Origin of the sequence: Desulfosarcina widdelii (assembly GCF_009688965.1) — a bacterium.
Classification (GTDB): Bacteria; Desulfobacterota; Desulfobacteria; order Desulfobacterales; family Desulfosarcinaceae; genus Desulfosarcina; species Desulfosarcina widdelii.
In genome coordinates this window covers 1,856,503-1,869,596 of record NZ_AP021875.1, presented here as the reverse complement: position 1 = coordinate 1,869,596, position 13,094 = coordinate 1,856,503, and the positions used below count along the sequence as shown (strand labels likewise).

Annotated in this window: 9 protein-coding genes; 4 read left to right on the top strand and 5 right to left on the bottom strand. The window is 52.4% G+C overall.

Features of this window, described 5'->3' with window-relative positions:
- Window positions 1-833: 833 nt before the first annotated feature.
- Window positions 834-1,052, bottom strand: a complete 219-nt coding sequence (locus GN111_RS08660) for a hypothetical protein (RefSeq protein ID WP_155303380.1) — start codon at window positions 1,050-1,052, stop codon at window positions 834-836.
- Window positions 1,053-1,388: 336 nt separating this feature from the next.
- Here GN111_RS08660 and GN111_RS08655 point away from each other — a divergent pair, with 336 nt between their 5' ends.
- Window positions 1,389-1,904 (top strand): hypothetical protein, encoded by a 516-nt coding sequence (locus GN111_RS08655; RefSeq protein ID WP_155303379.1) that lies wholly within the window; start codon window positions 1,389-1,391, stop codon window positions 1,902-1,904.
- 251 nt (window positions 1,905-2,155) lie between these two features.
- On the opposite strand, the gene GN111_RS08650 is transcribed toward GN111_RS08655, so the two are convergent.
- A complete protein-coding gene (locus GN111_RS08650) occupies window positions 2,156-3,175 on the bottom strand; it encodes a GGDEF domain-containing protein (protein WP_155303378.1) in 1,020 nt (339 codons plus the stop codon).
- A gap of 173 nt (window positions 3,176-3,348) precedes the next feature.
- Window positions 3,349-3,966, bottom strand: a complete 618-nt coding sequence (locus tag GN111_RS08645; RefSeq protein WP_155303377.1) for a PAS domain-containing protein — start codon at window positions 3,964-3,966, stop codon at window positions 3,349-3,351.
- Between the two features lie 441 nt (window positions 3,967-4,407).
- Here GN111_RS08645 and GN111_RS08640 point away from each other — a divergent pair, with 441 nt between their 5' ends.
- The gene (locus GN111_RS08640) at window positions 4,408-6,624 is read left to right on the top strand and encodes a response regulator (protein WP_155303376.1); all 2,217 of its coding nucleotides are present in this window, start codon (window positions 4,408-4,410) and stop codon (window positions 6,622-6,624) included.
- A 19-nt stretch (window positions 6,625-6,643) separates the two neighbouring features.
- Here the strand turns inward: GN111_RS08640 and GN111_RS08635 are convergent, their stop codons facing one another.
- Window positions 6,644-7,852 carry an aspartate aminotransferase family protein gene (locus GN111_RS08635; protein ID WP_155303375.1) on the bottom strand — a complete coding sequence of 403 codons (1,209 nt, stop codon included), beginning with the start codon at window positions 7,850-7,852 and terminating at the stop codon, window positions 6,644-6,646.
- A 420-nt stretch (window positions 7,853-8,272) separates the two neighbouring features.
- Between GN111_RS08635 and GN111_RS08630 the strand changes: the two genes are divergently transcribed.
- The gene (locus tag GN111_RS08630) at window positions 8,273-11,974 is read left to right on the top strand and encodes a GAF domain-containing hybrid sensor histidine kinase/response regulator (protein ID WP_155303374.1); all 3,702 of its coding nucleotides are present in this window, start codon (window positions 8,273-8,275) and stop codon (window positions 11,972-11,974) included.
- 82 nt (window positions 11,975-12,056) lie between these two features.
- Complete coding sequence (locus GN111_RS08625) at window positions 12,057-12,881, top strand: AraC family transcriptional regulator (protein WP_155303373.1); 825 nt, start codon at window positions 12,057-12,059, stop codon at window positions 12,879-12,881.
- A gap of 26 nt (window positions 12,882-12,907) precedes the next feature.
- Here the strand turns inward: GN111_RS08625 and GN111_RS08620 are convergent, their stop codons facing one another.
- The gene (locus GN111_RS08620) at window positions 12,908-13,069 is read right to left on the bottom strand and encodes a hypothetical protein (RefSeq protein ID WP_155303372.1); all 162 of its coding nucleotides are present in this window, start codon (window positions 13,067-13,069) and stop codon (window positions 12,908-12,910) included.
- Between the last annotated feature and the right edge of the window lie 25 nt (window positions 13,070-13,094).

Below are 13,094 nucleotides of genomic sequence, written 5' to 3'. Positions count from 1 at the left end.
CCCCACCAGCGATACCAGCTATGAAATGGACCGACAGATGACAGACAATACAATCAGAACCTGCCCCGAGTGCGGCCAGCAATTGCGATTCCCCAAGGACGTAGGCGGGGTCCTGATGGCCTGCCCGAATTGCGGAGCCCGGTTTCGCCCTGACTTCAAGCTTGGCAAACAGGTAAATCCCAGGCCTAAAAACGTTTTTGTTCAGATTTTTGAATTGCCGTATACTCTATTGCGATACCTTGGAAGGTGGATCGGGATGTAGCGCCCATCCAATGAGAACCCTCAGGGCGGTTAAAAACAGGTCTCACGCGAAGGCGCAAAGGTGCAAAGAGATTTTCGATTTCAGTAGGGGCTATTTTGGCTTTCGATTCGGCCACAGTGTTTCGAGTTGTGACCAAGCCGTTTTTTAGTTTTTTCTTGGCGGCTTAGCGTCTTTGCGGGAGATACTCTAAGATCCGACCCCGCGCGAAGCCGCAAAAAGCGCGAAGGAGGGCGGGACTCAATCAAGGCCTGTTCTCACAACCGAAATAGAAATATTGCAGGTGCAATAATTTTTTGCATGCAATGAGAAATTTGATGACAACCGTCACCTACCTGAAAAGAGATCTTCGCCTTTACTCAACATTCCCCTTCGATGTCGTTTGCATGCGGATTTTAAAGGAAAAGACCCCAGCACGAAAGGCTATTGATTTCGTGCTGGGGTCTGAGGAGGTGAGAGTATGATAGAATGGAAGTCAGAAATAATGCATACTCTAAACAGAGTGTAAACAAATCATATGCCAGAAACTCACTTGAAGGCGCAAAATCGCAAAGAAGGATGATAAAAGGAGGGCTCACGCGAAGCCGCGAAGATTTTTTTTGATTTCAGTAAGGGTGATATTGGCTGTAGATTCGGCCACAGCATTTCGAATCGTTATCAAGCCCATTTTTTTTCTTAGCGTCTTAGCGTGAGGCAACTTTTCTATAAAAACTGCAGCTCGACGGCTTGCAGATGGTCCTGTTGGAACGCGTAGATGATTCCAAAAAGATCGATCGACAGTTTCGGCTTTCATCGGCCGTTGCCGGCATTTTGAAACCTGCCGGATGATGCTGATGGTATGCCCACTGGTATCATGAACCCTGGCCTTTGAATTTGACAGCCATTCGTATTTGTATCATGCTTCCAATATACAACACTGCTATCTGGTAAAAAGCACCTCTGGCTTTATTTCCAACTTCCGATCTGCCCTATCTAAAAATTGAGGTCCAATTATGGTGCCCAGCCGTCTCCCCATGGCTGGCAAGTCCGATGGATGATACCTTTTCACGAGGGAAGGTGCGGGGCGGCAAGGAAAAGGAAATCAACATTTTGAACAGGAGCACTTAGAAACCGTAAACAAGGAGACAGTATGCGTTCGATAAATAAATTCAGTTTCATCACCCTTGCCATGATCTTATTGATGGCCGGAACCACGTTTGGCCTGGAAGCCTCTTACCAGACAAAAGAAGAATCACCACCTGCCGCAACTTCCGAAGACATCCAGAACAAGTGGAATCCGTCAGGCCTTGTTGAAAATCTCATGCACGATCTTCAGATCGTCATCCAAAAAGAGAGAATCGCAACGTTGTCAGAGGTAGACAAGGAGCGCAAGGCGACCCTGGTATATCTGACACAGGAACGTCTTGCCGCAACCGAAGACTTGAGGTCTGAACTGACCCGACTGATCGAAACGCTCGTATCCGAACGGCAAGCGACCCTGGTCGAGATAGAGGCAATTGGTGACCGACTCGTTGATCGTTCTCTCGATAGCGGCAAACAACTGATCGACCATTTTCTTTTACGATTGATTCAATTGGTCGTCGTCACAGGCGTTTTAGCCGCTGCAATCATTTTTACGGTTATACGAATTCGGGCGAAAAGATGAGGCTCACGCGAAGCCGCAAAGAACGCGAAAGGTTTTTTGATTACAGTAACGGCGACTGTGGCTGTTGTTTTGAGCCAGTATTTCAAGTGAATATTGCTATCAGGACCTGTATGTTTTGATTTTGTCTTTTTTTCTTAGCGCCTTTGCGTGAAACAACAAAAAACGGCCCAGCGTTCTAGCGTGAGGCCAAAAGCGGCGCAGCTTCTTAAAGCGATTCCGATGCTCACCGTAAGATAGGGTGCTCTCGAAAATTACTGACCGGTGACCCTGTTTCTTCCCGATTCCTTGGACTGGTAAAGCGCCTGGTCGGCACGATGGATGAACTCATCTGCGTCCTCGGAATGCTTATAGGTCGTAACGCCAAAGCTCATGGTGATCGTGCCCAGGCTCTCACCCGTACTTTTCTTTTTCAAATCGAGTTTTTCGAAGCTCGCCCGAATATCGTCGGCCAGTTTCACGGCGCCATCCAGAGGTGTGCGCGGCAGCAGAATGGCAAATTCTTCGCCGCCGATTCGTGCCAATGTATCATTGCCGTTGATCGATTCCTTCATGGTGGATGCAACCATGCGCAGAACATTGTCTCCCACCAGGTGGCCATGGGTGTCATTTATTTTTTTGAAATAATCGATGTCCGCGATGACCAGACACAGCGAGCTTTTTTCTCTATTGGCTTCATCCAGGGCGGCTTTCATCTTTTTATCGAAGCTTCGGCGGTTGTCCAGTTTGGTCAACGGATCTTTTGTCGCTTCGTTTTTATAGCGCGCAACTTTTTCCTTCAGGGTCTCGATCTCACGATTGGCATGTTGAATATCTTCCTGAAAATTACCGCTGGAAGATTCCAGTTTTTTGATCTCTTTTTTGATCTGCTCGACGACGGCATTGATTTCCGGTTCGGTGATGCCGGCATCCAGGGTCTGGCTCATGGCGTCGAGGTTGTTCCCGGATTCGGCAAAGGTCTGATGGGTCGTCTCGATGGAACGAAAAAGGTTCGAAAAAACTTTTTTCAGTTCATTCTGGACCAATTCGTTCAGCGGTTCTTTTCCATTCAATATAAACTGATTGAATAGTTTCCTGCTGACTTCCGATGAAAACGTCCCGTTCTGCTTCAGATAATTGTCGATGAATCTGTTGAGGTCACTGTTTCGTTCTGAGAAATACTCATACCAGATGCAATAATTCAGAGGGTCTATGGGAAGGCCGAATTTGCCAATCTCCTCCAGGGCAAGGCGGAAATATAGCCGTGAGTCTTCTACGCTGTCGCTGTAAAGCATCGCTCAACATCCTTTCGATGTATTCTCCAGTCTGCAGGATAACTGACAAATAGTACAACTATATGATATTATATCAAAATCTATCTTGAAGCATGGCCTTGGCGTTTGAAAAAGAGAATTGCCTGATTTCTTTATTGGCAGGTCATTAACGGATGTTTAGGTAAAAGTGCATTTTAACTGTCGAGATCGGGATACAGCTTTTTGGAGCATTCGGGGCAGATGCTATGGCTGAAAAGAATTTCCGCATTGTCGCGAAGGTAAACCTCGACCTGCTGCCAGTACCCCTGGTCGTTTCTGACTTTTTTACAGGAGGCACATATCGGCAACAATTTTTTCAAGGTCTTTATTTTCTCGGACGCTTCCCGCAGTTCCCCGATCAGCCGGTCTTTTTCCGCCTCTGCCTTTTTGAACTCGGTGATGTCCCGGGAAATTTCGATGATCCGCGTCGGATTTCCGTTTTCATCCCTCAACGCCACGTTGGCCGTGCAATGGAAACAGATGATACGGCCGTCTTTATCGATCACCTCGGTGTCATGCTCGTGAATGTTGCCGTCGGCAATGGCTCGCTTGCTGATGCAAGGGGATGGTTCGCAGGGTTTTGAGCGATTGTGGTAGGCCTGGTAGCATTTTTTGCCGATGATTTCGTTGCCGAATTTTTCTTTGGCAACATCATTGGCCCATACGATGTTCAGATCGGTGTCCATGATGCTGATGTGATCGCCGATGGATTGCAGCATCGCGGTCAATGTTCCGCCTTTTTCGCTTTCTATCATTCCATTCGTATGGCCCATCGTCCATGCTCCTGGGGTGTTTTCGTAGAATGCGTAAAATGTTCGGAAATTGCTTTTTGCTTATATGATTCTTTCGAAAGAATCAATTGTTTTCGGACCTGATTTGAATGGCTTGGCTTCAGGTGTTCAAATTTCGTTAAAGCCCGACCGCCAATTGCCGATATCTTTTTAAAATAAGGGGATTAAGATTCCACGGCCAAGGAACGCCTTCCGCTCGAATCATTTTGATGGGCAAGACCTCTTTCCATGGTTTTGCCCATTTTTCGATTCAGGTTCCCATGCGAATCTTCAAGCCCATAGGGTAACTGACGAATCATGAAAAGAGCGATTTAAAAAGAATGATTTAAACCGCTCCAATCGATAAATGACGGCTCGCGATAGATCTCTTCTGAAACTGCATCTGAATTCGGACGTTAAGTTGCCGAGGGACAGGAAGTGAACGTGGAAAAAATCGTATTGCAATCCGCCGGCTCGTTATCGGTTGCCATACTGGCTCTGGTAATGGTGGTTCTTCAAGCAGTCTTCCTTTGTAAGAAACCAAGATTTACGCTTTATGGCTGGAGCCTGGGAATTTCCTTTTCGGCGATGCTCTACGCCGTTGGCGTATTCTTCGAATACAATTGCCCTCCGGGGCCGGCAAATCAGTGGGCAGGCCGACTGGAGTGGACAGCGGTCGTTTGCCTGATCCAATTTTTATACGGATTTACGTTTGCCTACTTTAAAGTCGATGCCAGGCGCTATCACCAGGTTGCCGGTTGCTTCCATCTGTTTTTGATGCTTCTCATCTGGAAAACAGACCTTTTGATCGCCGAACGATTCGTTGCCCGTCATTTTACGGGCCTGGCGCAGCCATACATCGAACCGGACTTAGGGCCATACGGCGCTTTTTTCGTATTGTACGGTTTTTTGTCGAGCCTGGGCGCGATCGCGATTTGGCTAAGGTGCAAGGACCCCGGCGAGCGTTACAAGGGAGCCTGCGTTTCGGGCATTGCCATCTGGACGCTGCTTGGCATCCATGACGGCATGGCCGCCCTGGGTGTACCGGCATTTCAATATTTTATGGAATACGGCTTTTTTGTCTTCAGTCTTCTCGTGCTCTGGATCGTTGCCGGCAGGTCTTATGAGATCCTGTCCGAAGATAAATACCGTACGATTACCCGATTCGTTAATGACGGCATCCTCGTGGAGCAGAACGATACGGCCGTTTTCGAAAATCCTGCCTGCCGATCCCTGCTCGGCAAATCGGCCATCGGCTGGACCATTGAAGACTTCACGGCCATGATTGCCGAGAACGACAAAGAGAGGTTTAACCAGTTTTACGATTCCTTCACTGATCCTGCGGTTACCGAGAATTCAGTCATCGTGGGCATCGAAAGGGACGACGGCAGCCAATCCACAGTCGAAATCAATGCCAACGAGATTCACTACAAGACCGGCCCCGCCGTCCTGGCCGTTCTGCGAGACATCTCGGAGCGGTTGCGAGAAGAAAAGGAACGCAAGAGAAATGAAGAAAAGGTGGCCCGCCTGAAGAAAATGGAATCCCTTGGCCTGCTGGCCGGCGGCGTGGCCCACGATCTGAACAATGTTCTTTCGGGAATCGTCTCCTATCCGGAGCTGCTTCTCATGGAACTGCCCGAAGACAGCAAACTTCGCGGGCCGATCCAGACGATTCAGGAATCCGGGAAGCGTGCGGCGGCCATTGTCAGTGAATTGCTGACCGTGGCCCGGGGGGCGGCCATCGAAAAGGAGGTGATGAACCTCAACCGCACCATCGAAGACTACGTCCGATCCCCGGAGTACAAGAAGCTGATGATGTTTCATCCGAAGGTCCGGGTGGAAACGAACCTGGACAATCGAATTCTCAATATCAAGGGCTCACCGCTTCATTTCGGCAAGGCCGTGATGAATCTGGTATCCAACGCCGCAGAGGCGATCGAAGGCCGCGGACGGGTCGTGGTCTCCACGGCCAACCGCTGCCTGGATCGCCCCGCAAAGGGCTATGGCAACATTCCCAAAGGAGACTATGTCGTACTGACTGTGGCCGACAACGGGCCGGGGATGGACCGTGAAGCCCTGGACCGGATCTTCGAACCGTTTTACACCAAGAAAGTCATGGGCCGCAGCGGTACCGGTCTTGGCCTGACATTGGTATGGAATGTGGTCCAGGACCACGGCGCCTATATCGACATCGTCTGCAGCAACGAGGGCACCCGCTTCGATATTTACTGCCATGTTACTCGGGAGATGCCGGCAGGCGAAATGCGCCCGTTTCAAATCGAGAGCGTTTATGGACAGGGAGAACGCATCCTGGTGGTCGACGATGCCAAAAACCAGCAGGAAATCACCTGCCAGATTTTAGAGAAAATGGGCTTTTCAACGAGCTGCGTATCGTCCGGAGAGGCGGCCGTCGAATATATCCGGGAACACGGCGGCATCGACCTGTTGCTTCTCGACATGATCATGGACCCCGGGATCAACGGCCGGGAAACCTATGACCGGATCAAGGAAATCCAACCGGATCAGAAAGCGATCATTTTAAGCGGTTTCGCCGAGACCGAAGATGTCAAGCGGACCCTCAGGGCGGGTGCCGCCAAATACATCAAAAAACCCGTGGGCATCAATGAGTTGGGTCAGGCGATAAAAGACGTGTTGGGTTAGAACACGGCAAACGATGCTGTCAGCCCTTTTTCTGTGCACCCATATCGATTGCCCGCCTGAGTGTGGCCAGCCCGTCCTCCAGTTGCTCACGGCCAATGTTCAATGCCGGGAACACGCGGATGCCATTGCCCTGGGTCTGGCAGACGAAGAGTCTTTGGGATAAGCACGCCTCCATAATCCTGGCCGTCGTTTCTTCATCGCAGAATTCGACGATGAGCAGCAAGCCCTTGCCCCGAACATCCGTGACGACACCGGAACAGGTTTTTCTCCAGGTGTGCATTTCATCGAGAGCATATTGCCCCAGTTCGGCAACATGGGCGCTGATACTGTTTTCGACCAGGTACCGGATCACCGCACAGGCTACGGCACAACCCAGCGGGTTGCCGCAGTAGGTGCCGCCATGATCGCCGGCCTCCACCCGGCCTGCCAGATCTTCGGACATGGCGAATGCGCCGAAGGGGAACCCCCCGGCGATTCCTTTTGCCATGGTTAGAAAATCCGCCCGGGCCCCGGTTTCGCCGATGGCGAACATTGGGCCGGTGCGGCAAAAACCGGTCTGGATCTCATCTGCGATCAGAAGCGTGCCGTTTGCCTGGCAAATTTGAGAGACAACCTTCAGATATCCTTTTGACGGTATGCGAACGCCCCCCTCGCCCTGAACCGGTTCCACGATGACCGCCGCGACATCGTCGTCGAGGGTGCGTTGGATCGCCTCCGGATCATCGAACGGAACGAACAGATAACCGGGCATGAGCGGATTGTACTTTTCGCGGTGCCTGGCCTGGCCCGTAGCCGATGCCGTGCTGATGGTGCGGCCGTGGAAACTGCCTGTGGTGGCGATCACTTTTCGACGACCGGTGATTTTTCGGGCAAGTTTGATAGCGGCGTCATTGGCTTCCGCGCCGCTGTTGGAGAAAAATACCCGTGTCAGGTTTTCCGGCAGGATCTTCGCCATGAGCGACAAAAGCCGCGAACGTGCCGGCGAGTAAGTCAGGCCGGAATTCGGATTCTGAACAATGCGCGCGGCCTGGTCCGCCAGGGCGGTTTGAATGACAGGGTGGGCATGCCCGATGGAGGTGACACCCCAGCCTGCGGTCAGGTCAAGATAGCGGTTCCCTTCCTCGTCCCAGACATAGACCCCCTCGCCCCTGTCGATGGAGACGGGCATCTTTTTGAAAAAGGGAGGCATGTGCCAATTTTCTACGGCGATCGTTTCATCCGTTCCCATCTGGTCCTCTTCATGTGTCGGTTAACGTCCGGCCAAGTCTTAACAAACGCTTCCGATTAATCAAGCGCTTATTGCCTGGACGAAGGCAGAAGGATCGTAAGCGTTCACAGGGTGCCGCATCTTCCTTGTTTCCGGGCGGTTGAAGGTTGACCAAACCGTCGGCGTGCCCGGCGCCTCACACCTGCGGCACCCTGTAAACGTTTACTGTTCAGGCAGTTGCAGTACATTGGGCCTTTCAACCCCGTGAACGGGTACGAAGAATCGTTTGGGCCGAGGCCATCCGCGCAAAAGCGTCCATTCAAACTTAAAATAACCTGCCGATTTTCCTGGTTCATGTTTTATGAAAAAGGCCGATACTAAAATTGATATGGTCCATCCGCTGATCGCCTCAATTACTGGGAGCTTAACGCGAGGAAATCCATGATTCCCTATCGGCCCGGCATCCGAGATAAGCTCATCGCAATTTTTATCGTTATCAAAGTACTGCCTCTTGTGGCCCTGGCATGGTTTGCCTGGGAGGCCGTGTCCCACCTGGCGTTAACCGTTGAAGGGCAGGTGGGGGAGATGGTTTCCGAAAGCAGGACCGTTGTCGAACAGATCGGGAAGCTATCCACGGAAAACTCGATTCGGGCCCTGGATGTCAAGGCCAGGGAGTCGATCGAACGGTTGACAACGGACACCGCCAGGGCCGTGGCAGCCTTTTTATACGATCGCGATCGGGACATCGCGTATGCCGCATCTTTAGCCCCTTCCGAAGCGGCCTATCGGAAATTTCTGAGTCGCCACAGCCGACCGGTAATCGATCATTACCCGTGGGTGATGGATGACACCGGCCAAGCCTGGATCCCCTCCGGACAATCGACGGCACATGGCCTTGCGGTTATATCGCAGAACCGGGACAACCGTACCGATTTTCACTATCGCTTTCCGGAAGAGGGCGAAATCGTTCAGCACCGACCGCTGTTTCTGGAGATGACGTTTGTCGACCTTGCCGGACATGAAAAAATCAAAGTGACCGCCTCAAAGCGCATGGACAGCCGCCTGCGCGACATCAGCGGAAAGGAAAACACTTACTGCAGCGCGGAAACGTATTTTAGCGACCTGAAGAAACTCAAGCCCGGCGATATCTACGTGTCCGACGTAATCGGGGCTTATGTCAAGGGGCATCTGGTCGGCCCTTACACCAGGGCCAGGGCCAAGGCGCGGGGAATCCCCTTTGCCCCCGAATCGTCCGGATATGCCGGCAAAGAGAATCCTGTCGGCAAGCGGTTCGAGGGCATTATCCGCTGGGCCGCGCCGGTGGTAAACAACGGGAAGATAACCGGGTACGTCACACTGGCCCTTGACCATGTGCATGTGATGGAATTTACGGATCATATTATTCCAACAGAAGCGCGGTACTCCCCCATATCGGATGCCGGCAGCGGCAATTATGCTTTTATGTGGGACTACCTGGGGCGCTGTATTTCCCACCCCCGGGACTATTTTATCGTCGGATACGACCCTTCCACGGGCGAACCTGCCGTACCGTGGCTCGACGAGGAATTGTACACCCGCTGGCAGAAGAGCCAATTGCCGATCCATCGGTTCCTGGAACATGCGCCCCGGTTCAAGATGCAGTCTCTGGAAAAGAAACCGGCGGCGCCGCTGACGAAAGCGGGCCTGATCGGCCTGGACGGACGGTTTCTCAATTTTGCCCCTCAGTGTTCCGGATGGCACAATTTGACCCGGCATGGCGGATCGGGCTCGTTTCTGATTTATTGGAGCGGTTTGTGGAAACTGACCACCGCCGCGGCGATCCCCTATTCCACAGGCCGATATGGAGAACACCCCCGGGGATTCGGATATGTGACCATTGGCGCCAATGTGGACGAGTTTCACCGGGCCGCCAATCGGACAGCCCGTGAAATCGAAGCCATCGAAAAGACATACCAGTCTAGCCTGAAGTCCAAATCGGAGCGTAACAAAGCCTCGATGGCCGGCACTTTGAAGGGTACGGCCAGAGACCTCGGGCTCTACACCTCGCTGATGATTATCATCGTTATTTTTATTGCCATCTGGATGGCGGCCACCCTTACCGGAAAGATAACCGGAATGATCCAGGGAATCGGGCGTTTTCAAAGGGGGGAGCGGGGGCATCGCCTGGAAATAAAATCCTCGGATGAGATGGGGCAGCTGGCTCAGGCGTTCAACGACATGGCCGACAGCGTAGCGCAATCCATAGAAGAAATTCAGGCCGCCAGGGAGGCCGCTGAAAAGGTCAATGTTTTATTACAGGAAGAAATTGAAGAGCGCGAGAGAGCAGAACAGGCCCTTGCCCGGCATCGTGACCATCTGGAGGTGCGGGTCAAGGAAAGGACCCTGAAACTGGAGAAAGAGATTACGGAGCGCAGAACAATTGAAACGGTCCTCCAGGAAAGTGAAAGGCGACTCCGAAAACAGAACGACAGCCTTGTCAGGCTGGCCAGAAACGAGGCGATTTACCTGGGCAACGTCAACGATGCCTTGCGGCTTATCGTGAAAACCGCTGCCCAAACGATGGGTGTGGAACGGTGCGGTGTGTGGATGTTTGATCGGAGCCACAAAAAAATTGAACTGCTGGAGTGCTATTCCTTGAGTTCGGCCTCTTACTCCAGTGGTGGTGAGCTGCTGGCGGAAGATAATCCCGTCTATTTCGAAGCCCTGGATCGTGACCGGGTGATCTGTGCACCGGATGCCTATAATGACCCCAGAACAAAAGAGTTCGCTGTGCGTTACCTGCCGGAATACGACATTGTCTCCATGCTGGACGTGAGCATATTGGTTCATGGCAAGGTCGTGGGTGTTGTTTGCGTCGAACAGATGGGAGAGAAAAGGCAGTGGCAAATCGATGGGATTCAATTTGTCAGCTCCATCTCGGATCTGGTTGCGCTGGCGTTAAATGCCTCCGAGCGCAGACAGGCGGAAACGGAGAAGAAGCAACTGGAGTATCGCCTCCACCGCGCTGAAAAGATGGAAGCCATTGGCACGCTGGCAGGCGGAGTGGCCCACGATCTGAACAACATCCTTTCGGGAATCGTCAGCTATCCTGAACTGTTGCTTATGAATTTGTCCGCCGACAGCGATATGAAACAACCGATCGAGACGATATTGAATGCCGGCAAGCGTGCTGCAGCGATCGTACAGGATCTGCTGACCCTGGCGAGAAGAGGGGTTGTCGTAACGGAAACCGTAAACTTGAATACAATCGTTTCGGACTACCTGGACAGCCCCGAACACAGCAAACTCCTGTCGTTTCATCCATCGGTAACGATCGAAACCGACCTCGATCCGAATTTGATGAATATTTCCGGGTCTCCCGTCCATCTTTCCAAAACGGTGATGAATCTGATATCCAATTCAGCGGAGGCAATGCCCAACGGCGGGTCTATTGTCGTGTCCACGCAAAACAGGTATGTCGACCTGCCGATCAGGGGGTACAGCGAGGTTGCCGAAGGCGATTATGCAGTTCTCACCGTTGCCGATGCGGGTGTGGGCATTTCGTCTGATGATTTAAGCCGCATTTTCGAACCCTTCTATACCAAAAAAAAGATGGGCCGGAGCGGCACGGGGCTCGGTATGGCTGTCGTGTGGGGAACGGTGGATGACCACAAAGGCTATATTGACGTCGAGAGCAGAGAGGGAACCGGAACCCGTTTTATGCTTTATTTTCCGATAACCCGCGACCCCATCGAGAAAGAGCGTCACGACCCGTTGACAATCAGGGATTTGCGGGGAGACGGCGAAACGATTCTTATTGTAGACGATGTAGAAGAGCAACGGGTTATTGCCTCGATGATCCTGACCGAACTCGGCTATCGAACCACTGCCGTATCCAGCGGCGAAAAGGCCGTCGAATACCTGTCTTCTCATTCGGCCGATCTGGTTGTCCTGGATATGATTATGGATCCAGGTATGGATGGTCTTGACACTTACCGAGAGATAATCGGTTCTCATCCGGGTCAAAAGGCCATTATTGCCAGTGGCTACTCCGAAACACAGCGGGTTCGAAAGGTGCAAAAGCTGGGTGTGGGGCAGTATTTGAAAAAGCCATACACCATGGAACAACTTGGCAGGGCTGTGAAGGTCGAACTCAAGAAGTGAACAGGATTTGGGCAAACGGTCCTTCGCCCCGACAGCAATTTTTTACAAGCCTTCGCATCCGATTCGTGTTAAGCGTACAATCATGAAAGCGGCGAAAAATGTAATTTTCTGGCGGGACGCGCAGATCGCCGACCTGGAGATCTGCCAGGTGTCCGCCAGCAAGCATGTGTTTCCGAATCATGCCCACGACGGCATTTATGCCGTCGGCATGATGATGGCCGGGGGTGCATACTGCCTCGGGCCGGAGAAATCCTACTCATTGGTGTCGCCGGGGCAGGTCGCCCTGATCAATCCCGGCCAGATTCACTCCGGGGTGCCCGCATGCGGCAGCCAGACGTATCGCATGATCTATTTCAACATGAAAAGGATGGCCGCGGCTGCCGCCGAAATCACGGGAAGACCGGTTGCCATACCGGAATTCGCATGCATGGTGGTTGGGGACCCGCTTTTGTGGAAACGCCTGCAGCGACTCTGCCGGGTGATTCAGGGGCCTGCCGGCCGGTTGGAAAAAGAGACCGCCGTGATGGATGCCATGGTGCATCTTGTGACCCACTATGGCAATGTCAAGCCTGCCCGTACCGACAGCCGCAGGGAGGGCATCGCCATCGAGCGTGCCAGGGACTATCTGTCCGCAAACCTCGACCGCAAGGTTTCCCTCGAAGATGCGGCCCAGGAGGCGGGATTGAGCCGCTACCATTTTCTGCGGGTCTTCAAACGCGAAACCGGCTTCTCCCCGCACCTTTTCCGCACCCTGCGGCGGATCGACCGGGCACGGCAACTGCTGCGCAAGGGCCTGGCACCGGTGCAGACCGCCCTGGCCGTGGGGTTCTCCGATCAGAGCCATTTCAGCAACACCTTTCGCAAGTATACCGGGGCTACCCCCGGGCAATACCTCTCCCAATCTTGACGGACTCGCAAAAAGTCGCAGCATCGTCATGCCGGACTTGATCCGGTATCCAGAAACCATTGAAATGACTGGATTCCGGCCTGCGCCGGAATGACGAAAAAATGAGAATTTCGACTTTTTACGAATTCATCAATCTTGGCGGCAGCGTAAAAAAAGCAACATTCTGCAATCGTTCCCCACGGCTGCATGATACTCCTTTTTCAGGATGGAATT